This window comes from Ensifer sp. ENS11 (genome assembly GCF_014851895.1).
Classification (GTDB): domain Bacteria; phylum Pseudomonadota; class Alphaproteobacteria; order Rhizobiales; family Rhizobiaceae; genus Ensifer; species Ensifer canadensis.
This window is the reverse complement of the sequence record NZ_JACVAN010000021.1, coordinates 96,164-118,631: the sequence shown is the minus strand read 5'-3', so window position 1 is coordinate 118,631 and position 22,468 is coordinate 96,164. Positions and strand designations below refer to the sequence as shown.

At 62.7% G+C, this 22,468-nt stretch carries 19 protein-coding genes; 14 read left to right on the top strand and 5 right to left on the bottom strand.

All coding sequences use genetic code 11. From position 1 onward, the window contains the following. Positions 1-25 precede the first annotated feature (25 nt). Genes IB264_RS28130 through IB264_RS28120 form a run of 3 tightly spaced genes read left to right on the top strand, consistent with a single transcriptional unit; the run spans position 26 to position 2,813 of the window. Positions 26-913 carry a carbohydrate ABC transporter permease gene (locus IB264_RS28130; RefSeq protein ID WP_025428404.1) on the top strand — a complete coding sequence of 296 codons (888 nt, stop codon included), beginning with the start codon at positions 26-28 and terminating at the stop codon, positions 911-913. Next, positions 910-1,731 carry a carbohydrate ABC transporter permease gene (locus tag IB264_RS28125; protein ID WP_025428403.1) on the top strand — a complete coding sequence of 274 codons (822 nt, stop codon included), beginning with the start codon at positions 910-912 and terminating at the stop codon, positions 1,729-1,731. The genes IB264_RS28130 and IB264_RS28125 overlap by 4 nt, the downstream gene beginning before the upstream one ends. A 20-nt stretch (positions 1,732-1,751) precedes the next feature. Next, positions 1,752-2,813: an ABC transporter ATP-binding protein gene (locus IB264_RS28120; RefSeq protein WP_025428402.1), complete on the top strand. Its 1,062-nt coding sequence runs from the start codon at positions 1,752-1,754 to the stop codon at positions 2,811-2,813. Positions 2,814-2,836: 23 nt separating this feature from the next. Here IB264_RS28120 and IB264_RS28115 read toward each other — a convergent pair whose 3' ends face one another. Then, positions 2,837-3,877: a dipeptidase gene (locus tag IB264_RS28115; RefSeq protein WP_025428401.1), complete on the bottom strand. Its 1,041-nt coding sequence runs from the start codon at positions 3,875-3,877 to the stop codon at positions 2,837-2,839. Between the two features lie 287 nt (positions 3,878-4,164). On the opposite strand from IB264_RS28115, the gene IB264_RS28110 reads away from it, so the two are divergent. The 7 genes from IB264_RS28110 (at position 4,165) to IB264_RS28080 (ending at position 11,788) form a co-directional block, all read left to right on the top strand. Beyond that, entirely contained in the window at positions 4,165-5,763 is a 1,599-nt protein-coding gene (locus IB264_RS28110; RefSeq protein ID WP_025428400.1) for an ABC transporter substrate-binding protein, read from the top strand. Then, entirely contained in the window at positions 5,760-6,773 is a 1,014-nt protein-coding gene (locus IB264_RS28105) for an ABC transporter permease (RefSeq protein WP_025428399.1), read from the top strand. Before IB264_RS28110 ends, IB264_RS28105 begins: the two co-directional genes overlap by 4 nt. After that, complete coding sequence (locus tag IB264_RS28100) at positions 6,770-7,672, top strand: ABC transporter permease (RefSeq protein ID WP_192434426.1); 903 nt, start codon at positions 6,770-6,772, stop codon at positions 7,670-7,672. Before IB264_RS28105 ends, IB264_RS28100 begins: the two co-directional genes overlap by 4 nt. A gap of 4 nt (positions 7,673-7,676) precedes the next feature. Beyond that, a complete protein-coding gene (locus IB264_RS28095) occupies positions 7,677-8,507 on the top strand; it encodes an ABC transporter ATP-binding protein (protein WP_025428397.1) in 831 nt (276 codons plus the stop codon). Next, complete coding sequence (locus IB264_RS28090; protein WP_025428396.1) at positions 8,504-9,244, top strand: ABC transporter ATP-binding protein; 741 nt, start codon at positions 8,504-8,506, stop codon at positions 9,242-9,244. The genes IB264_RS28095 and IB264_RS28090 overlap by 4 nt, the downstream gene beginning before the upstream one ends. Before the next feature lie 39 nt (positions 9,245-9,283). Further along, entirely contained in the window at positions 9,284-10,798 is a 1,515-nt protein-coding gene (locus IB264_RS28085; protein ID WP_025428395.1) for a serine hydrolase, read from the top strand. Between the two features lie 87 nt (positions 10,799-10,885). Beyond that, positions 10,886-11,788 carry a LysR family transcriptional regulator gene (locus IB264_RS28080; RefSeq protein ID WP_025428394.1) on the top strand — a complete coding sequence of 301 codons (903 nt, stop codon included), beginning with the start codon at positions 10,886-10,888 and terminating at the stop codon, positions 11,786-11,788. Between the two features lie 77 nt (positions 11,789-11,865). On the opposite strand, the gene IB264_RS28075 is transcribed toward IB264_RS28080, so the two are convergent. The 3 genes from IB264_RS28075 to IB264_RS28065 all read right to left on the bottom strand — a co-directional run bounded on the left by IB264_RS28075 (position 11,866) and on the right by IB264_RS28065 (position 15,039). Further along, positions 11,866-12,732: a D-amino-acid transaminase gene (locus tag IB264_RS28075; protein ID WP_025428393.1), complete on the bottom strand. Its 867-nt coding sequence runs from the start codon at positions 12,730-12,732 to the stop codon at positions 11,866-11,868. A gap of 25 nt (positions 12,733-12,757) precedes the next feature. Then, complete coding sequence (locus tag IB264_RS28070; protein ID WP_025428392.1) at positions 12,758-13,813, bottom strand: P1 family peptidase; 1,056 nt, start codon at positions 13,811-13,813, stop codon at positions 12,758-12,760. A gap of 179 nt (positions 13,814-13,992) precedes the next feature. Continuing rightward, positions 13,993-15,039, bottom strand: a complete 1,047-nt coding sequence (locus IB264_RS28065) for a DUF930 domain-containing protein (protein ID WP_025428391.1) — start codon at positions 15,037-15,039, stop codon at positions 13,993-13,995. A gap of 413 nt (positions 15,040-15,452) precedes the next feature. Between IB264_RS28065 and IB264_RS28060 the strand changes: the two genes are divergently transcribed. The 4 genes from IB264_RS28060 to IB264_RS28045 all read left to right on the top strand — a co-directional run bounded on the left by IB264_RS28060 (position 15,453) and on the right by IB264_RS28045 (position 20,067). Beyond that, on the top strand, positions 15,453-16,496 hold the full coding sequence (locus tag IB264_RS28060) for an amino acid ABC transporter substrate-binding protein (RefSeq protein WP_038577778.1): 1,044 nt from the start codon (positions 15,453-15,455) through the stop codon (positions 16,494-16,496). 19 nt (positions 16,497-16,515) lie between these two features. Then, positions 16,516-17,706: an amino acid ABC transporter permease gene (locus tag IB264_RS28055; protein WP_084815192.1), complete on the top strand. Its 1,191-nt coding sequence runs from the start codon at positions 16,516-16,518 to the stop codon at positions 17,704-17,706. After that, a complete protein-coding gene (locus IB264_RS28050; protein WP_025428388.1) occupies positions 17,703-18,776 on the top strand; it encodes an amino acid ABC transporter permease in 1,074 nt (357 codons plus the stop codon). Before IB264_RS28055 ends, IB264_RS28050 begins: the two co-directional genes overlap by 4 nt. Before the next feature lie 82 nt (positions 18,777-18,858). Then, on the top strand, positions 18,859-20,067 hold the full coding sequence (locus IB264_RS28045) for a TIGR03862 family flavoprotein (protein ID WP_025428387.1): 1,209 nt from the start codon (positions 18,859-18,861) through the stop codon (positions 20,065-20,067). Positions 20,068-20,195: 128 nt separating this feature from the next. On the opposite strand, the gene IB264_RS28040 is transcribed toward IB264_RS28045, so the two are convergent. Then, positions 20,196-22,010, bottom strand: coding sequence for an ABC transporter ATP-binding protein (locus IB264_RS28040; protein ID WP_025428386.1), 1,815 nt, complete (start codon positions 22,008-22,010; stop codon positions 20,196-20,198). Positions 22,011-22,468 lie beyond the last annotated feature (458 nt).

The window sequence follows — 22,468 nt, the reverse complement described above, 5'->3', positions numbered from 1 at the left end:
AGACAGGTAGACACAGATCGGTCCGATGACGAAAGCCTCGCAACGCCCCCTTGTCCAGGAATTCAGGTTACTCGCCACGCCCGTGGTGCTGTTCCTCCTTGTCTTTCTCGGCTTTCCCGCGATCGTCAACCTGATCTATTCGGTCTCCGACGTCTCGTTCGAGACGTTGCGCCAGCCCGAATTGTCCGGCTTCAAGAATTTCGCCGCCGTGTGGAGCGATAGCGCCTTCTGGCAGGCAAGCTGGTTCTCGTTCCGCTTTGGTCTTCTGACGGCCGCACTCGAATGCACACTCGGGCTTTTCCTCGCCATATTCCTGTCGCCGCTGATCGAGCGGCGCAGCTGGCTGATGGCGATCCTGATGCTGCCGCTGATGGTAGCGCCGGCGCTGGTCGGCCTGATGTATCGGCTCGTCCTACACGAGTTCGTCGGCCCCGTGCCCTATTATCTCTGGACCTATTTCGGCGCGAGCCTGTCGTTTCTCGGCCCCGGCTCAGCCTTCTGGACGCTCGTGGTCGTCGAGACGCTGCAGTGGACGCCGTTCGCGCTGCTGCTGTTCTACATGGCCTACCAGGCGATCCCCTCCGAGATCGCCGAAGCTTCGGCCATGGACGGCGCCAAGAGTCATCATCGGCTCTGGTACATCGAATTGCCCTTGATGCTGCCGACGATCGTCGTGGCCTTGCTCATCCGTTTCATCGACGGCTTCCGCGTCTTCGACAACGTCTATGTCCTGACCGGCAGCGGCCCCGGCGGCTCGACGGCATCGCTGTCGATCTACATCTACGAGGCGTTCTTCAAGCAGGGTGCCATCGGCAAGGCGGTCGCCGCCTCGGTGATCCTGTTCGTCGTCTCCTTTGCCGTCCTCTACGGCCTCAATTTCATTGCCAGCCGGCGGAAGGGAGCGGCCCGATGATGACAGCACTTCGCTGGCTGGTATTTGCGATCGCCGCATTCGCCATGAACTTTCCGATCCTGGTGACCCTTTCGACCTCGTTCAAGAGCACCAGAGAGCTGTCGACCAATCCCGGCCTTTGGGTGCAGTCGCCAACGCTCGACAACTATCTCGCGGTCTTCCAGGTGACGGACCGGTTGAACATCTTCCTCTATCTGTTCAACAGCCTCTCGGTCGCCTTGATCGGCACGTTGCTGGCGGTGGCGCTCGCCCTTCCCGCGGCTTACGCGATTGCCCGCGGCCGGCTCGGCGAGCGGACGCTGCTGCCGTTCATCGTCAACCTGCGCGCCGTTCCGCTCATCATCTTCGCGATCCCGCTCTATATGATGTTCCAGTGGCTGGCGCTGCTCGACACCCGTCTCGGCCTCGGGCTGATCCTGACCATCGTCAACCTGCCGCTGGCGCTCGTTATCCTCGTCAACGCCATCCGTGACCTGCCGGCCGAGCTCGACGAGGCCGCGCTCATGGATGGCGCCAGCCGGACGCAGATCCTCTTCAAGGTGATCGCCCCTGTCTGCCGCCCTGCCATCGTCACCAGCCTGATCTTCGGCTTCATCACCGCCTGGAACGAGTTCCTGTTCGGCCTGATGCTGACGACGTCCAAGGCCGTACCAATCACCGTCGGCGCCTCGTTCTTCTTCGCCGCCAGCGGCGGCGGCGTGCAATGGGGCGTGGCGTCTGCCGTGATGATCGTCGGCGCGCTTCCCCCGGTCCTGCTCGGCCTCATCATGTATCGCCAGATCAGCGGCTCGATGACAGCAGGCGCGGTCAAGGGCTGACCTTTATTTCGGAGACAACCATGGCTACGATTTCACTTAAAAAGGCCGGCAAGCAATACGGCAACCTGGAGATCATCCGCGAACTCGACCTCGACATCGCCGACGGCGAATTCGTCGTCATCGTCGGCCCTTCCGGCTGCGGTAAGTCCACACTGCTGCGCATGATCGCCGGGCTGGAGGAGACCACCTCCGGCCAGCTCTTCATCGACGGCCGCGACGTGACTGCGGCCTCCCCGGTCGAGCGCAAGCTCGCTATGGTGTTCCAGTCCTACGCGCTCTACCCGCACATGACGGTCCGCCGCAACATGGGGTTCGGCCTCAAGCTGGCAAAGCTGCCCACTGGGCGGATCAAGGCCAAGGTCGAGGCGGCCGCCGAGACCTTGAAGCTCACCCACCTGCTCGAGCGTTACCCGAAGGAATTGTCCGGCGGCCAGCGCCAGCGCGTCGCGATCGGCCGAGCGATCGTTCGCGAACCCGTCGGTTTCCTCTTCGACGAGCCGCTCTCCAATCTCGATGCGGCGCTACGCGTCGACATGCGGCTCGAAATCGCCAAGCTGCACCGCACCCTCGGCGCGACGATGATCTACGTCACCCACGATCAGGTGGAGGCGATGACACTTGCCGACAGGATCGTGGTGATGAAGGACGGACGCATCATGCAGCAGGGCAGCCCGCAGGCGCTCTACCAGACGCCCGCCAATCTGTTTGTCGCCCAGTTCATCGGCAGTCCGAAGATGAACCTTCTGGCCTGCCAGCCCGGCGCTAGCGGGCTCGACCTATCCGGCGAAGGCAGCATTCAGCTGCGAGTATCCGGCGCTGCAGCGCCAGCGCATCTGGGCGCCCGGCCCGAACATCTGTCTCTGGTTTCGCCCGAAAGCGGCCATTGCCGGGGCACCGTCGAGGTCAGCGAATATCTTGGCGGCAACACCAGCGTCTTCGTGCGCGCCGGCAAACTCGGGTTGATCAACGTCAGCGCCCCCGCCGATACGCCCTATCGCATCGGCGAGACCGTGGGCATCAGTATTGATGCGGCGAGATCGTCGCTGTTCGACGAGGCAGGAGCAGCAATCGCAGCGAACTGATAAGGCTCGCTGCGCGCCCTATCTTACGCGCCCCAGGTCGTTTCCAGCACCCGGATCCAGTTGCCGTGGCAAACCTTGGCGAGCGTCGCCTCGTCGTAACCTCGCTTGCGGAGCACGTCGACCAGTTGCTGCAGGTCGGCCGCGTCGCGCATCGCCGCGGGGATCGTGGTGCCGTCAAAGTCGGAGCCGAGCGCGACATGATCGATGCCGATGCGGTTGGCGATGTAGTCGATGTGATCGGCCAAAAGCTCGAGGCTGGTGTCCGGGTTCTTGATGCCATCAGACCGCAAGAACAACACGCCGAAATTGATGCCGGCAAGGCCGCTGGTATCCTTGATGGCGTCGAGTTGGCGATCCGTGAGGTTGCGGCTGTGCGGGCAAAGCGCATGCACGTTGGAATGCGAGGCGACCAGCGGCGCATTGGACAGAGCGGCAATGTCCCAGAATCCCTGCTCGTTCATGTGCGACAGGTCGACCATGACCCTGAGCTCGTTGCACGCCCGGATCAGATCCTTGCCGCTTTCCGTCAGGCCGGGACCGATATCCGGCGACGACGGGAAACGGAACGGCACACCATAGGCAAAGATGTTCGGCCGGCTCCAGACAGGCCCGAGCGTGCGCAGGCCGGCGGCGTGCAGCACGTAAAGCGCATCGAGATCGGCGGCGAAGGCTTCGACACCTTCGACGTGGAGCACCGAGGCGAACACACCGTCGGCGATGGCCTGGCGGATATCGGCTGCCGACCGGCAGATCTTCAGACGGCCGCTCGCTCGCCGCTCAAGCCGCATGAGCAGGCTTGCCATGCCGAGCGTGCTCTTCAGCGCATCCTGCTGATCCGGCGTTGCGAAATCGCCATTGGCATCCTTCTGCATGCTGGGCGACGCGACATAGACAGCGCAAAGACCACCGGCGAGCCCACCTTTTTCCGCCTTGACGAGATCGATATGACCGCTGCCGCCGCCGTCAACGAAGCGGGCCTCGGCGTCTGCCTGCTGCGAGTGCCACAAGCGGGACAACACATCGTTATGTCCATCGAAGACCGGAATTTTCGCCTGTGTTGCCAATTGGGGACCGCCTTTCAACTTGTTTGCCGCCCACGGCGGCCGACTGCGCACGACTCAAACTGGCCGTCGCGCGCGAACATAATCATCTGACAGCCCTAGGGGAAAGCCGTCCATCGGCGCAAATGCAAACCATGCATAGGCCCTGCCGAAATCGGAATTGGTAGCACCAAGCCATGTTGTGCTTAATCCGGCCACTAACAAGGGAACACGGTTGGCGGTGAGGTGAACTGCGAAAACCTCACGACGGCCGTTCGCATGACGTTAAGTCCGAGAAGGGGATATTTCCGATGATTTCCAGACGCAACCTGTTGATCGGCGGCGCTGCCGTGCCGTTTCTGTCCTATGTCAGCCTGGTTCCGGCCTTCGCCGAAACGCCGAAGGACATTCTGGTTGTCGCTCAGCAGCTCGACAACATGACCAGCCTCGATCCGCATGAGAGCTTCGAGGCAGTCGGCAGCGAAATCTGCGGCAATATCTACCAGAAGCTCGTTCATCCCAACCTTGATGATGCCAACAAGGTCGACCCGATCCTGGCTGAATCCTGGGAAACCGATGCCGACAGCAAGGGGTTCACCTTCAAGCTTCGCGCAGGCGCAACCTTTGCCAGCGGCGCGCCGGTTACGTCAGAAGATGCGGCCTTCTCGCTGCAGCGCGCCATCAAGATGAACAAAGGCCCGGCCTTCATCATCGCCCAGTTCGGCTTCACGCCGGAGAATGTCGAAGAGCGCATCGTCGCCGTCGATGCTTCGACCCTACGCCTGACGCTCGAGGAGCCGGCATCGCTCTCCTTCCTGCTCTACTGCCTCTCGGCCAATGTCGGCAGCATCGTCGAGAAGAAGGCCGCGCTCGAAAACGAAGTCGACGGCGACCTCGGCAACGCCTGGCTGCAGAAGAACACCGCCGGTTCGGGCGAGTTCGCGCTGCAGTCCTGGAAGCCGAGCGAGAGCGTCGCGCTGACGGTCAATCCGAACGGCCCCTACAAGGGCAATATCAAGCGCATCATCCTACGCCACGTTGCCGACCCGTCGTCGCAGCTGCTGATGCTGCAGAAGGGCGACGCCGACATCGCCCGCAACCTCAGCTCCGAACAGTTGCGCACCCTGCAGGGCGACGAGAACTACGCGCTGGTTCGCAAGGGCGTCGCCTCGCTCGTGCTGATCTCGCTCAACCAGAAGCAGGCAAACCTCGCAAAGCCTGAGGTCTGGCAGGCGATCAAGCACGCACTTGACTACAAGGGCATGCAGGAAAACATCGTGCCCCTCACCCACAAGATCCACCAGAGCTTCCTGCCCGAGGGCTATCCGGGCGTCGTCAACGATACGCCGTTTACGAAGGATGTGGCCAGGGCCAAGGCGCTGATGGCCGAGGCGGGCCTCGAAGGCGGTTTCGACATCGTGATGGATCATTATTCGGCACAGCCCTATCCGGATCTGGCGCAGGCGATCCAGGCAAACCTTGCCGAAATCGGCATCCGCGTGCAGCTCCAGGCGGCCGAGAACCGCCAGGTGCTGACCAAGATGCGCGCCCGTGAGCACCAGATGGCGCTCTCGGCCTGGGGATCGGACTACTTCGACCCGCACGCCAATGCCGACGTCTTCAACATCAACCCCGACAATTCGGATGATGCCAAGTCGCGCCCCTTCCTGTGGCGCTCATCCTGGCAGGACGCCGAGATGGCAAAGAAGGCCGAGGCCGCCCGCGACGAGCAGGATCCGGCAAAGCGCATCGCGCTCTACGAGGAGCTGCAGCGCGCCCATATGGAGCACAGCCCCTTCATCTTCATGCTGCAGACGACGACCACGGCCGCCTGCCGCAAGTCTGTTGCCGGCATCCGGCTCGGCACGCTGTCGGACTCCCATTCCTATGCAGAGGCGTCCAAGGCTTGAACAAGCGTATCCGAAGCTTTTCCGCCACGTTGAGCAGCGTCTTCCTGACGCTGCTCGGCCTGACGATCGTCACCTTCATGATCGGCCGCGTCATGCCCGTCGACCCGGTGATTGCCGCGGTCGGCGACAACGCCTCCGAGGCGGTGATCACCCGCGCGCGCATCGAAATGGGGCTCGACCAGCCGCTGATCGTGCAGTTCTTCCGTTATCTCTGGCAATTGCTGCACGGTGATCTCGGCATGTCGATCCTGACACGCAACCCGGTTGCGACCGATATCGCCCGGTTCTTCCCGGCTACGCTGGAGCTGGCGACGGCGGCGCTGCTGCTGTCGGCGGCAATCGGCATTCCGCTCGGCGTCTGGGCGGCCGTCCGGCAGGGCAAGTTCGTCGATCAGGCGATCCGCGTCGTCTGCCTCGCCGGTCATTCCGTTCCGGTGTTCATGCTGTCGCTGATCTCGCTGTTGATCTTCTACGCGACGCTTGGCGTGGCACCGGGACCCGGCCGCCAGGACGTGATCTTCGACGGCATGATCGATCCGGTCACCGGCCTGTTGACGATCGATACACTGATCGCCGGCGACTGGGATGCTTTCCGTGACGCCGTGGCGCACATGGCGCAGCCGGTCTGCATTCTCGCCTATTTCAGCATGGCCTACATCACCCGCATGACCCGAGCCTTCATGGTCGATGCGCTGAAGGGCGAGTTCGTCATCACCGCGCGCGCCAAGGGTCTCTCCGCATCGACCGTCATCTGGAGCCACGCCTTCCCGACGGTAGCCGTGCAACTGGTGACAGTCTTGGCGCTGACCTATGCCGGACTTCTCGAAGGCGCCGTCGTTACCGAAACCGTGTTCAGCTGGCCGGGCCTCGGCCAATACCTGACGGTGTCGCTGATGAACGCCGACATGAACCCCGTGGTCGGAGCGACCCTTTTGATCGGCCTCATCTATGTCGGCCTCAACCTCATCGCCGACCTTCTCTATCGTGTACTGGATCCCCGCGTCCGATGATGCTTACGACCTTTCGAAACTGGGCGCTGGATGAAACGCCCGCCTCCCGCACCCAGGCCTCCTGGGGTCATCGCTATCGAATCTGGCTGAAGCTCAGGTCCAACCCGCTGGCGATGATCGGGCTGACGATCATCCTCGTCTTTTCGCTGCTTGCCGTGTTTGCGCCGGTACTGGCGCCGCACGATCCGGCGATCCAGAACCTGGCCAACCGGCTTGCCGCCCCAAGTGCTGCCCATTGGCTCGGCACCGACGAACTCGGCCGCGACATCTTCTCGCGCATCCTCTTCGGCGGTCGCGTGACGCTCGGCATGGTGGTTTCCGTGGTCGTTCTGGTGGCGCCGATCGGGCTCGCTGTCGGCTGCATTGCCGGTTATTTCGGCGGCATCGTCGATACGGTGCTGATGCGGGTCACCGACGTGTTTCTCGCCTTCCCGAGGCTCATTCTCGCGCTTGCCTTCGTCGCGGCGCTGAAGCCGGGCGTCGAAAGCGCCATCCTCGCCATCGCGCTCACAGCCTGGCCGCCCTATGCGCGTCTCGCCCGCGCCGAAACCATGACCGTGCGCCGCAGCGATTTCATCGCCGCCTGCCGGCTGACCGGTGCATCGCCATGGCGCATCATCATGCGCCATGCAGCGCCGCTCTGCGTGCCGAGCCTGATCGTGCGCATCACGCTCGACATGAGCTCGATCATCATCACCGCTGCAAGCCTCGGCTTCCTCGGCATGGGCGCGCAGCCGCCGTCACCGGAGTGGGACGCGATGATTGCCACCGCCAAGCGATTCATCTTCGACCAGTGGTGGGTCGCCACCGTTCCCGGCATCGCGATCTTCCTCGTGTCGCTCGCCTTCAACTTTCTCGGCGACGGATTGCGCGACGTGCTCGATCCGAAGGGGGACTGAGACCATGCTGGTTGATATCAAGAACCTCCGCATCGCCTTCGAGAACCGCTCCTCGCGCTTCGAGGCGGTGCGCGGCATCTCGCTTTCACTCGGCGCAGAGAAACTCGGCATCGTCGGCGAGAGCGGCTCGGGCAAGAGCCTGACGGCACGGGCGCTGATGAAGCTGCTGCCCTCCAATGCCGCCATATCAGCCGACCGGCTCTCCTTCGACGGCATCGATTTGCTCTCTGCCTCGGAAAAGCAGATGCGCCAGATCCGTGGCAAGCGGGCGGGCTTCATCCTGCAGGATCCGAAATATTCGCTCAACCCGGTGATGAACATCGGCCGACAGGTGGCGGAAGCCTGGCGTGCCCACAAGGGCGGCAGCAAGAGGCAAGCGCTCGAGGCGGCGATCCATCTCCTCGACCAGGTTAAAATCCGCAATCCGCGCGAAGTCGCCGCCGCCTACCCGCACGAAGTCTCGGGCGGCATGGGCCAGCGGGTGATGATCGCGATGATGCTGGCACCCGATCCGGAGCTGCTGATTGCCGACGAACCGACGAGCGCGCTCGATGCGACCGTGCAGGCAGAAATCCTGCGGCTGATCGAGGAGCTGGTGTCGGAGCGCAACATGGGCCTCATTCTCATCAGCCACGACCTGCCGCTCGTGTCGCATTTCTGCGACCGCGTCGCGGTGATGTATTCCGGCCGCGTGATGGAAGAGCTGAAGGCGTCCGAGCTGCTGAACGCCCGCCACCCCTATACCAAGGGGCTTCTCAACTGCATGCCTTCCCTCACGCATCCCAGGGACCGGTTGCCTGTTCTCAACCGCGATGCATCGTGGCTCACCGCATGATCGACGTTGAAAATCTCCGCATAAGATTCGGCGACCGCGAAGTCGTCAAAGGTGTCTCGTTTTCGGTGAAGAAGGGCGACAGCTTCGGCATCGTCGGCGAAAGTGGCTCGGGCAAATCCACGATCCTCAGGGCGATGGCCGGGCTCAATGAAAGCTGGGCCGGTCGCATCGCCTTTGGCGGTGAAGCGGCGGCACTGAAGCGCCCACCCGCCTTCTTCCGCCGGGTGCAGATGGTGTTCCAGGATCCTTATGGCTCGCTGCATCCACGCCAGACAATCGATCGCATTCTCAGCGAATTGCCGCTCGTGCACGGCATGGACAATATCGACAAGCGGATCGTTCAGGCGCTGTCCGACGTGGCGCTGCCGCAGGCGGCCCGCTTCCGGTTTCCGCACCAGCTGTCCGGCGGCCAGCGTCAGCGGGTGGCGATCGCCCGGGCGCTGATTGCCGATCCGCAGGTGTTGCTGCTCGACGAGCCGACGAGTGCGCTCGACGTTTCGGTGCAGGCTGAGATCCTCAACCTATTGTCCGATCTTCGCGAAGCGCGAAATCTCACCTACATTCTCGTCAGCCACAACCTGGCGGTGATCGCCCACCTCTGCGGTCAGGTCGGCGTCATGCTGAACGGCGAAATGGTGGAGCAACTGAGCGCGCAGGACCTTCGAGCGGGCAAGACACACCATGCCCATACGACGGAGTTGCGTATGCTGAGCGTCGGGCTGGAAGAACCGGCCTGACTTCGCCCCTTGGTGACAACTAGGACAATGGAAGAAAACATGCCGGCACATTTCGATTGGCACGCCGCATCCGCCACAGCCGAAGGATTCGCCAAGCAGTGGGCGGAGAACGAACCGGGCGGCGCCATCGTCGGTTTCGACGATAGCGGCATCCGCTTTTCGCATGCGCGCGGCGTCGAAAGCCTGGCAACGTTTGCGCCATTCTCGGCCGAAAGCGTCGTTCGCTATGCCTCGGTCACCAAGCATTTCTTCTGTGCCATGGTGCTTGGCCATGACGACATCATCAAGCTCGACGACCGGCTTGGGCACCATCTGCCCGAACTCGTCTCGCCGCTTGCCGACGTGACGGTCGGCCAGGCGCTGGATATGAGCGGCGGCCTGCCGGATACGCGCGAATGCCTGTCCCTGCTCGGCCTCTCCGTCTACACGGACACACAGGCCGCACCGCTTCTGGCGTTTCTGGCGCGTCTGCGGCGGCTGAATTTCGATGCCGGCAGCGAGGTCTCCTACTCCAACACCGGTTATCGCCTCGTCGAGGCCGCGCTGGAGCGCAAGGGCTTTGCCTTCGACGACTTCATCCAGAACGACGTTGCCGGACCGCTCGGCGTCACCTTCAAGGCGCCCGACGTCTGGAACGATCCGGTCGCGAGCCTGGTGCCTGGTTATTGGCACTCTGGCGAGCGCTGGCAGCTTTCCGCCGCCGGCCTGCATATCTCCGCTTCCGGCAGCCTGACAGGAAGCGCCAATGCGCTCACTGCCTGGTTGCAGGCATTGATGGGCGGGCACGGTCGTTACGAAGGTTTGCTGGAAAGGTTGCAGACGACCCGTTTCCTGGCGGACGGACGGCCGAGCGGCTACAGCCTTGGCCTGCGCTCGTCGACGCTCGGTGAACGTAGCTTCGTCGGCCACGGCGGCTCACACCCCGGCTACAAGACTTACTTCCTGCTCGACCCCGAAAGCCGCTCGGGCTTCGTCGTCGTCTCCAACCGTGAGGACACCAACGGCAACAAGATCGCGCTCGAAAGCATGGCGGCGCTGACCGGCTTGCCGCTGCCAACACCGGCAGCCGGCATTCCCGACGGCCTCTATATCACCGAACAAGGTCCCTGGTGGCTGGAGATCAAGGGCAGCGTCTGCACCTATCTCGATGCCGACGACACGCTTTACGACGACGGCGACGGGTGGGTTTCCTCGCGCTCGGCCTCGTCGCCGATGCGGCTGCGGCTGGAGGGATCGGCGCTTGTCGGCGAGGCGGGCCATGCGGCGCGGCGGTTCCTGCCCGTCGCCGGCCAGCACGTTGTGCCGGCGTCTCTCTCCGGAGCGTGGCAGTCCCCTGAAGGGGCAGAGTTCGAGATCCGCGACGGGGCGGTGGTTATGGGTGTTGGCCCGGTGCGCAACGTCATGCCGCTGACGGCGCTCGGCAACGGTCGCTTCCTGTTCACGCTGCATGACGGCCCCTGGACGAAGCGTGTCTGCCTGCATGCCCTCGACGATAACCGGGTGGAACTGGTGCTCAACCGCGCGCGGATGATGGAATACCGCCGTCGGCCCTGATTTTTCTTGAAGCCTGTCGAACTGTGCCTAAAAGGGGTCAGGTTCCCGCTGCAAGGCGGGAAATGACGTTCTTCAGGAGTGCATGCGTTGGAAATCAAGTGGCTCGAAGACTTTCTGGCACTGGCGAGCACGCTCAATTTCTCGAAGGCGGCCGACGAACGGCACGTCACCCAATCCGCCTTCAGCCGCCGGATCAAGCAGCTCGAAGCCTGGGTCGGCGCGAGCCTTGTCGACCGCGCCACCTACCCCTCTCGGTTGACCGAGGCGGGCCTGAAATTCGTTCCGGTGGCGCAGGAGACCCTTCAGCACCTCTATCAATCCAGGCGCAACCTGCAGAAGGAAGAGGGCTCGGACGCCAAGACGATCAAGGTGACCGCGCTCCACACGCTCTCCTTCACCTTCTTTCCCGACTGGATGAACCGCATCAACAGGAAGGCCGGCCCGGTCTTCTCGCGGCTTCGCCCTGACTCCGGCAGCATGGAGGAGAACCTCAACTCACTGGTCGATGGCTCGTGCGACTTCCTCCTGACCTATGCCCACACCCAGGTGCCGCTGCTCCTGGACCCGCAGGCGTTCGAACACCGCTTGCTCGGCCATGAAAAGATCATCCCGGTTTCGGCGCCTATCGAAACCGGAGCGGCCGCGCACCTGCTGGAGGGCGGTGCAAAGCCCTTCCCTCATATCAGCTACGAGAAGTCGTCATTCTTCGGGCAATTGCTGGGAGAGCTGGTCGGCGCCGACCTGCCGCCCTTTCAGCGCGTGCATGAGGGCAGCATGTCCGTCGGCCTGAAAGCGATGGCGCAGGCCGGCTGGGGCATTGCCTGGGTGCCGGAAAGCCTGATGACCGCAGAGCTTTCGTCCGGCACGCTGGTGCGCGCCGCCGATCCCCGTTGGGATATCAGCGTCGAAATCCGGCTCTATCGCGCCAAGGACAACCGGCGCCCCGTCGTCGGCCGTATCTGGCAGTCGCAAGAAGCGGCTGCCCTTTGAGGAAGGTATGAAGCGGTTCCGGTCAGGATTCGCTTCGCACTCCTGTCCCATCGACTGCCCCTCCCGCTAATCGGCCGCTAGATCGCCGTACGGCGGGCATTTTCCAGATAGAGTTCACGCAGCCGCTTGACCATCGGTCCGGGCACGCCGTCGCCGACAGGCTTTCCGTCGATGCGCGTCACGGAGACGACGAAGTTCGACGCGCTCGTCAGGCATGCCTCGCGGGCGCCCAGCGCCTCATCGAGCGAAAACGGCCGCTCCTCGATCGTAAGCCCCTGCTCGCGCGCCAGTTCCAGCGCGGCAAGGCGCGTGCAGCCGGGCAACGTCGCACTGCTGTTGCCGCGGGTAACGATCCTGCCGTCGTCGGTAACGATATAGGCGGTGGAGGACGCGCCTTCGGTCACCAACCCGTCCTCGATCATCCAGGCTTCGTCGCAGCCTTCGGCCTTGGCGATGCGCTTCGCCATCACCTGCGGCAAGAGACATACGCTCTTGATATCGCGTCGCGCCCAGCGCTGGTCGGCGACCGATTTGACGGAAACACCGTTGTCTACCGCTGCGACGTGCTCGAGCGTCTTGACCTGGGTGAAGAGCAGCAGCGTCGGCTTGATCTCTCCTGAAAACAGGAAGTTGCGATCCTCGGCGCCGCGCGTGAGTTGCAGATAGACCACGCCCTCGACGAGGTTGTTCTCGCGCACCAACCGGCGCTCGATCTCGACGATCTCGGAAACGGGGACCGGAAGCGGCACGTCGATCTCGCGGGCGGAGCGTTCGAGCCGCGCCATATGCAGCGCGCTGTCGATAAGCTTGCCTTCGAGCACGGCGGTCACTTCATAGATCCCGTCGCCGAACAGGAAACCGCGGTCGAAGACCGAAAGATGCGCCGCGTGCTCGGAAACGAACTCGCCGTTCAGATAAACGATACGGCCGGTCGGGTTGGACATGGTAACTCCGTCTGAGGGAAGAGAATTAGGCTTTGAGGGCTGCGAGGCGGACGAGCGAAATCGCCTCAACCGAACTCACCTTGCCGGTGGCCGCATTGAAACCGCTTGTGGATTGCGCCGTGACCAGCGAATTGAGGATCGCCTCTTCTGTCGCCTCGATCGTCGCCTCGAACAGCGGCGAGATCAGGTCGTTCGGCAGGTCGGGGTAGCTGGAGATCGCTGTGCGCCGCTCGCGCGTCCGGCGGACAGCTTCCGCGGTGGAGAATGCCAGCGCATAGTCGCCGGATCCATTGCTGAGGGCGGCACCGGTGCGGGAGAGGCCGCCAAAGGCGCGCTCGGCCAGCCGTTCGAGGCTGCGCGCCGACAACGGCGCGTCGGTGGCGACGACGATGACGATTGAGCCGTCGCGATCATGTCCCGACGGCGCATCATAGGGATGCCCGCAAATCAGCAGCCGGCCGCCATAATTGGACTGCACCAGCACGCCGACTGTGAAGGTTTCGCCTGCCGCCTTGACGCGGCGCGAACTGGTGCCGATCCCGCCCTTGAGACCGAAGGCCACCGTGCCGGTGCCGGCGCCGATGGCGCCCTCTTCGACCGGACCGGGCGCCGCCGCGGCAATTGCCTTGCCGATCTCATCGATCGTCGGGCGGCCGGCGCGGATATCGTTCAGTCTGGAGTCATTGGTCTCTCCGACGACGGCGTTGAGCGACACAACCTTTTCGTTGCCCGGCTGGGCCAGCGTAAAACGGTTGATCGCCTCGATCGCCCGCCCGGTTGCGAGCGTATTGGTCAGAACAACTGGCGTTTCGAGCTCGCCCAACTCGGCGATCTGGGTCGAACCTACGAATTTGCCGAAGCCGTTCAGGACCGCCAGCGCCGCCGGCACCTTGTCCTGAAACAGATTGCCCTGGTGGGGAAGGATAGCAGTCGCGCCCGTGCGGATCCTGTCGCCCTCGACCACAGTCGCGTGGCCAACGGCTACACCGGCAACGTCGGTAATCGCGTTCAACGAGCCGGTTTCATATACGCCTGGGCGGAATCCGAGGTCGCGAAGCCTTTGGCGCGTGTTTGCCGACATGTAGCCTTTTCCCCATTTTGCCAAGTGGCGATCCGCCGCAAACGACCGTCGCCCTATTTGGCTGGAAGCTACTCTGCCCTGCGACAAAACGGCATCGCAAAAATGGAATAGTTCTATGAGAAGTCCGCAAGACGACCGGACGTCTCGCGTTGCAGAGCACGGGCGGCTCGAAGATCGGCTCAGTTGGGCGGCAGACGGCGGCTCTTCCAAGCCGTTTTCGGAACGATGTTGCCGATGGCGAAGCTGAAAGATGTGACCTCGACCGTCTCGAGATCGACCTTGCATTTGAAGTCGACGTCGTACCAATTGCCCTTGCTGCGATAGGCGCCGCCGCTTGCGTCGATCTGCTCCTTGCCGATGAACCCGCCAGATGGCCCGAAGGGCACGAGTATATCAGGAAAGTCCTCCGGCCGCTGATGGCGGATCTGCTCCAGGGCTTCGATGTTGCAGAGTTGGAGGATACGCTTCTTGACCGGAAGTTGGCCCATCGCCTGCTTAACGCGCGGATCGGCGATCGACTTCGCCGAAAAAAGCTCCTCGGCCTTGACAAACCGGTCGGACGGCAACTTCGCCGTCGCTTCGGCCTCGCCTTCCGTCTCGTCACTTTTCTCCTTGTCGTCGGCAGGTTTGCGCACCGGCACCGAATCGGCTTTGGACACCGCCTTCTCGGCATCCGCCTCGGCAGCCGGCTTCTTCTCATCCGCCTCGGCAGCCGGCTTCTTCTCAGCAGCACTATTATCGCCGTTGGCAGGGGTCGACAGGACGGCAAGCTGCTGCGGTGTCGGCTTTTCCGTCTCCGGTTGCTTCTGCGCCTGCGCCTCCTCTTTCTCCACCTTCTTCGTGGCGGCGTCGGCCGCCTCTGCCTTCTTCGGCTGGTTCACCACATCCTTCTTCTCGGCCTTCGCAGTGGGCGGAAGCTGAGCAGCTTTAGCCTCCTGCTTGATCTTGGCCGCAGCCGACTCGAAGGCCTGTGGCTGCTGACGAGAGGGAGCCGGTTGTGGCTTCGGCTGTTCCTTCTTCGGCTGAGCCTCCTGCTTGGGCTTCTCTTGCTGCTTGGGCTGCGGTGGAGAGACGAGTTCGACGTTGATGCTCTGCTCGCCCTGCGGTTTGGGCGTTTCCTTCGGCAGTTGGATCAGCAGCAGAGCGATGACAAGCAGGTGCAGAGCCACCGAGGTCGGCGTGCCCCATCTGATCTTCTCCCACCATTTTTCTGAAAACAGCTGCATCGCTTACGAGATAATGGACCACATGGGCGGAAGCTAGGTGCTTCGGCACATCTCAACAAGTGGCCGCAATAAAGCACACACAAACCGGAGACTTGACCGGTCGTAGCCTGGCCCGGTCAAGATGCGCACAGCGGTGAACGAAAAATCATCCGTCACCCGAAGAAAATGCGCGGGGCCATCATGAGCTGAGCACACAGCCAGTCAGTGCGAATGTCTTTGCGAGGTTAAGGCCCAGCAACTATCGAAATCATTTCACCGACACTGAAAGGCGAGAAATTTCTTCCCGAAATGGCAGATATTCCGCATAATCATCTCTATTCTATATTTTCTATAGATTTAAAACATAAAGGCAGTCGCGGCCCGGGATTTGTCGGGCGGCGCGACGGACGAACACCATGGCCAGGAGCCTCTTCATGCAGCGAAATTCTATCGGCAGCAGATTTTTCACAAAGGCATTTACAGCCACGGCGGCCCTGACGGCAGCCCTGATCGCCTCCTCCGCCCTTGCGGGCGAGACCCTCGACAAGATCAAGGCACGCGGGCTCATCAAGGTGGGCGTCGGCACCACGCCCGGCTTCTTCACGCCGGATAGCAGCGGCCGCTGGCAGGGTTTCTTCGTCGATTTCGGTCGCGCGCTCGCAGTCACCGTCTTCAACGACACCGAGAAAGTCGAGTTCACCAACTCCTCGCCGCAGCAGCGCCTCCCCGCCCTGCAATCGGGCGAATTCGACATCCTGCTCTCCGGCGTGACCCAGACAGTGACCAGAGCGTTCAAGCTCGGCTTCCATTTCGGCCCGGTGGTCTTCTATGACGGCCAGGGCCTGCTGGTGCGCAAGGATCTTGGTGTCGGCAAGGGCGAGGAGCTCGACGGAGCGACGATCGGGGTCCAGAGCGGCACGACCGGCGAACTCAACATCGCCGATTTCTTCCGCAAGACCGGCAAGACCTTTACGCCTGTGACGATCGAAGAGACCGGCGAATTCCTGAAGGCACTCGATTCCGGTCGCGTCGATGCGCTGACCCAGGATGCGACCGACCTTGCCGCCAAGCGCACGCAGCTTTCCAAGCCGGACGACTATGTCCTTCTGCCAGAGCGCCTGTCGAAGGAACCACTCGCACCGGCCATTCGCGCCGGCGACGACCAGTGGCTGGAGATCGTCAACTGGACCGTCTACGCCACGATCCAGGCGGAAGAGTTCGGCATCACCCAGAAGAATGTCGACAGTTTCCTTACGAGCGAAGATCCGGGCATCAAGCGCTTCCTCGGCGTTGATCCGTCGCTCGGCGAAGCCATCGGGCTTGACCCGAAGTTCGCCTATAACATCGTCAAGGCGGTCGGAAACTACGGCGAGATCTTCGACCGCAACGTCGGCAAGGGCACGCCGCTCAATTTCGATCGCGGCTACAACCAGCCCTGGACCGCCGGCGGCCTACTCTATTCGCCGCCGTTCCGTTGAGCCTTTGCCGGTATCTGCGATGACATCCACTCTTCAACCGGGCCCGCTAGGGCCCGGACTTCCCTCGCGGTTGCGCACCTGGCTCGGCCCCTCGCCCTTTCAACAGATCGTCCTGTTTATCGGCGTGCTGGGGATCTTTGCGCTCTTCGGCTCCAACACCGTCGACAGCATGCAACGCATGGGCCTCACTCCGGGTTTCGGCTTTCTCTTCCATCAGGCGAATTTCGAAATCGGCGAAACCGTGCTTCCCTATTCGGCGGGAGACACCTACGCCCGCGCGCTTGCGGCGGGCCTAGCCAACACCGTCAAGGTCGCCGTCGTCGGCTGTGTGCTCGCCACGTTTCTTGGCGTTGCCCTTGGCATCGCCCGGCTGTCGGGTAACCTGTTGCTGGCAACCTTCGTTCATGCCTATGTCGAACTGCTGCGCAACACGCCGCTGCTGCTGCAGCTCTTCCTCTGGAGCGCGATCATCCATGCGCTACCGCCGCCGCGCGGCGCCTATCTCTTCCTGGAAAGCGTCTATCTCAGCAATCGCGGTGTCTATGTCCCGTCCATTTCGCTACACGGCCTCTCCTGGGCGATCTGGCTGCCGGCCATCCTGTTGACGGCTTACGCGTCGCTGTCGCTCGCCCGGCGCCTGCTGACAGGTGCGACCTTCTATATGCCGAAGGCAACCATGACCGTGTTCGGTTCGCTGGTCGTCTGCACGCTCGCGCTCACCTCTTTCGGCCTCGCTGCCACCATCGATCTGCCAGCCAAGGGCGGCTTCAATATCAAGGGCGGCCTGTCGCTGACGCCGGAATTCTTCGCGCTCTTGATCGGCTTGGTCGTCAACGCGTCCGCCTCGATCTCCGAAATCGTGCGGAGCGGCATCCAGTCGGTAAAATCGGGCCAATGGGAAGCGGCGCGTGCGCTGGGCCTGAAGCCGGCGCAGATCATGCGTCTCGTCGTCTTGCCGCAGGCGTTGCGTGTCATCACGCCGTTGATGATCTCAAGCTTTCTCGACCTCACCAAGAATTCCAGCCTCGCGGTGGCGATCGGCTATCCCGATATCGTCAGCGTCGCCAACACCACCGCCAACACCACCGGCCAGGCGCTGGAAGCGATCTGCATCATCGCCGCCGTCTATCTCACCCTGAGCCTCTCGGTGTCGGCACTGATGAACTTCTACAACAGCCGCATTGTCCTTCGCGGGGAGACACGGCGATGAGCCATATCGAACTGCCACCACCTGTTGCGCCGGACTGGCATCGCTGGCGAAGCGGCCTCTTCGGCGGTTGGGGTAACAGCCTCATCACGCTCGCTACCCTCGGCGTCTTTGTCTGGTTTCTCCAACCTTTCCTCCGTTGGGCAATTTTCGATGCGGTATGGACGGGAACCGCGACAGATTGTGCGGTTGACGGGGTCGGCGCCTGCTGGGCTTTCATCGGCGCCAAGCTGCGTTTCATCCTCTTCGCGTTCTTTCCGCCCGTGCTGCAATGGCGCCCTGCCCTTGTGGTTATAACCGTGCTCGCCCTGCTGGTGTTATCCGCCCTGCCGCGGTTCTGGAGTTTCCGGCTTGTGCCGCTCTGGATCGCCGCACTCGTCTTGAGCTGGCTTTTGATGGCGGGAACGTTGACGCCACCAGTGGTGTCGACCAACAATTGGGGCGGGCTGCCGATCACGCTGGTCGTCTCGATCGCTGGCCTCGCCTTCGCATTCCCGATCGCGCTCCTGCTGGCTCTTGCCCGACAATCGAGCATGGGGATCGTCCGGACGCTAGCGATCACCTTTATCGAGACGCTGCGCGGCGTGCCGATGATCGCAGTGCTCTATGTCGCCATGCTGATCGTTCCGCTCGCCCTGCCGAGCGGGGCCGCCATCGACAAGTTGTTGCGCGCACAGATCGGCGTAACGCTGTTCTTCTCGGCCTATCTCGCCGAAGTCATCCGTGCCGGCCTACAGGTGGTGCCGTGGGGCCAGCGGGAGGCAGCACTTTCCCTTGGTCTGGGCTATGTCCAGACGATCCGCCTCGTCGTCCTTCCCCAGGCGCTGCGCGCCGTCATCCCGGCGATCGTCAATCTTTCGATCGGCATCGTGCTCAACACGTCGCTTTTGGCGGTGATCGGCATCTACGACCTCCTGAATGCGGCAAGGACCTCGGCCACGGATCCGACCTGGCTCGGCTTCTATACCGAAGCCTATGTCTTCGCCGCCGCGGTCTATTTCATCATCTGCTTTGCCGGCTCGCGCTACAGCATCTGGCTCGAGAAACGTCTGAACACCGCGAGCAGGCATTGAAGCGCGCCCTTCGCCCCGCCTTGCGCGAGGCGCCGTGACGGGCCAAGAGTCCCCGTAACGGAATCGGACGCCGGACGGGCACATGAAACGAAGCGAAATCGCGATCATCGGCGGCGGGCCGAGCGGGCTGATGGCGGCAGAGATCCTGTCTATGCAGAACCATTCGGTGACGGTCTACGACAGCATGCCGACCGTTGCGCGCAAGTTTCTGCTTGCCGGCAAGTCCGGCCTCAATATCACCCATTCCGAGGATTTCGAGCGCTTTGCCGATCGCTTCGGCGCCGCGTCGCAACAGTTGCGCCCGGCACTCGACGCTTTCACGCCCGCGGACGTGCGCGTCTGGGCGGAAGGTCTCGGGACCGAAACCTTCGTCGGCTCGTCCGGCCGGGTATTTCCGAAGGCGATGAAGGCCTCACCGCTGCTGCGCGCCTGGATCAAGAGGCTTGAGGCGCAGGGCGTGCGGATCCTGACGCGGCACCGATGGACTGGCTTTGCCGGTCAGACACTGACCTTCGACACGCCGGATGGGCATAAGACCGTCCACAGCGATGCCACGCTTCTCGCACTCGGCGGGGCAAGCTACCCGCGCCTCGGGTCGGACGCCGGATGGACGACGGCTCTGAAAGACGCCGGCGTCGATGTCACCGACTTCCGCCCAGCCAATTGTGGCTTCGATGTCGACTGGAGCGATGCGTTCCGTGAGCGCTTTGCCGGCGAAGCGCTGAAATCGGTGACGGCGACTTCAGAGGCAGGCACGATCCCCGGCGAATTCGTCATCACCCGTCACGGTATTGAGGGCAGCCTCGTCTATGCCCATGCGGCGCATTTGCGCGACCGTCTGGAGATGCAGCGCTCTGCGGCATTGTCAATCGATCTTGCTCCGGGACGAACGGTCGAACGGCTGGCCAAGGACTTGGCGCGCCAAGACGGCAAGATGAGCGTCTCCAATCGCCTGCGCAAAGGTGCGGGCCTGGAGGGCGTCAAATCGGCCTTGCTGCGCGAAATTGTTCCCGAGGCCACACGCACCGATCTGAACGCGCTTGCCGAACGCATCAAGTCGCTGCCGATTGCCGTCCTTCGTCCCCGTCCCATTGCCGAGGCGATTTCATCGGCGGGCGGCGTGCGTTGGAGCGCCATGGATGACGCCTACATGCTCACCGCGCTGCCGGGGATTTTCGTTGCCGGCGAGATGATCGATTGGGAAGCGCCGACCGGCGGGTATCTGCTGACCGCCTGTTTCGCCACGGGTCGTGCTGCGGCACGCGGCATCGACGCATGGCTGCGACGGTAGGCAAGCGTCGCCCCCCCCGCAAAGCGGTATCACTGACGACGCGGGATAACAGATAAAGAAACGCAAGACGCCGGCACACTCAGGTACCGGCGTCCTTGCATTTCGGCATTTGCGGCTTGCGCCCGGCCTTAGCTGTCGTTGAGGACCAGGCCCTTGGTCAGTTCCAGCGCCTGCCGCTCGAACAAGCCGCGGTAGATGCCGCCGTCGAGGCGGATGAGTGCCTCGTGCGTGCCCTCCTCGGCGATGCGGCCGTGGCTGAACACCAGCAACCGATCGAGCGCGCGTACGGTCGACAGCCGGTGCGCGATCACCAGGGTGGTGCGACCCAGCATCAATCGCTCCATCGCCTGCTGGATCAGCACTTCCGATTCCGAATCGAGGCTCGACGTCGCCTCGTCCAGAATGAGGATCGGTGCATCCGCCAGGAAGGCCCGGGCGATGGCGATGCGCTGGCGTTCGCCGCCCGACAGCTTGACCCCGCGTTCGCCCACCAGCGTGCCGTAGCCTTTCGGCAGGCCCGTGATGAAGTCGTGAGCGCTCGCAAGCCTTGCGGCTTTTTCGATCTCCGCTTGCGTGGCCGTCGGCCGGGCATAGGCGATGTTCTCCGCAAGCGAGCGGTGGAACAGGATCGGTTCCTGCTGGACGATCGCGATCTGCTGGCGCAACGAAGCCTGGGCAACGCCGGCGATATCCTGACCGTCGATCCGGATCTGGCCGGACTTCAGGTCATGCAGGCGCTGGATCAGCTTGACGAAGGTCGTCTTGCCCGAGCCGGAATGTCCAACAAGGCCGACACGCTCGCCCGCCGGGATCGTCACCGAGAACCGATCATAGAGCGGCTTGCGATGGGCGCCGTAGTGGAAGGTCACATCGTTGAATTCGATGCGACCGTCGGTGATGCGGATCGGCTTTGCTTCGGCCTTATCTTCGATACCGAGCGGCTGGGCGTGGATGTCGACCAGCTCTTCCATATCGTTGACGGACCGCTGCAGGTTGCGGATGTGCATGCCCACTTCACGCAGGTAGCCCTGCAGGATGAAGAAGGAGGTCAACACGAAGGTGATATCACCGGCTGTTGCCTGCCCGCGCGACCAGAGAAACAGTGCAAAGCCGATGACCGCCGCCCTAAGAACGAGCAGCAGGGCACCCTGCGTCGTACCGTTCACCGTTCCGCGGACCCAGGTCCGGCCCGTGCGGTCCCGCCATTTGGCCAGCACCTTGACCAGCCGCGCATCCTCGCGCTTTTCGGCCCCGAAGCCTTTGACAACGTTGTTGCAGCTGACGGCATCGGCAAGCGAACCGCCGAGCTTGGTATCCCAGCTGTTGGCCAGGCGTGCCATCGGCGCGACGTAGCCGAGCGACAACGTGACCGTCGCAGCGATGAAGACAAGCGAGCCCACGCCGATGATGACACCCATCATCGGCCAGTACCACGCCATCAAAGCGGTCGAGCCGACCAGCATGATGATCGACGGAAACAACGCGATCAGCAGCGTGTCGTTCAACAGGTCCAGCGCCCACATGCCGCGCGTCACCTTGCGCACCGTCGAGCCGGCAAAGCTGTTGGCATGCCAGTCGGACGAGAAGCGCTGGATGCGGAAGAAGGCCGCCGAGGCAATGTCGGACATCATCTTGAGCGTCAGGTCGACGACACCCATGAAGGTGACATGCCGGAAAATGATGGCACCGAGCGACAGCGCCATCATCGTCCAGAATGCCGCAAGGGCCGCGTCCCAGGCCACCTGGTCGGAGGCAGCACCGGTCACGACCGCGTCGACCAGCCGACCGGAGTAAAGTGGCGTCAGGACATCCGCGAGCGTCGAAAACAGGACGGCACCGAGGATGAAGGCAAGGCGAAGCGGCTGGCGCTTCCAATGAACCCAGGTGAAACCGAGAACGCTGCGGAACGCACCGCCGCGCAAGGCGAAACGAGTAAAAGCCATAACGATTGCCCAATGCCTGGAGCATTGGCCTCAAAATTCAGGTCAATGAAACATGCCGAGAAAGGGAAACTGTTTTCCGATCGGCATCAATGGATTGGTAGCTTCCGCATCGAGGGAAGACCAAAGTCAGCGAGAAAGGTCCTGACTTGCAACTGCTAAAGAGCCCGAAGCCCCCCAGCGTCTCGTTCAGAACTGTACGCCGCCCCGTAGGGAGAAAGAATAAGCTGGCATCTGAAACCTCCCTGATCTGTTGCCGGAAATCGACTTATAGGCGAATCGCCCGCAACCGCCAAGCGAGGAAATCTAGCCATGCCGCCAAAGTGCAACCGGTGCGGCTTGCTTGCAACAGTGTACAAGACGCCCCGGGGTTTACGGCGACACGGTCTTCGTAGCAGAGTAAACCGTCGGCCGATGGCGGGATCAACCCGCCGGGATGGCGATAATGAGGGAGGGACCGC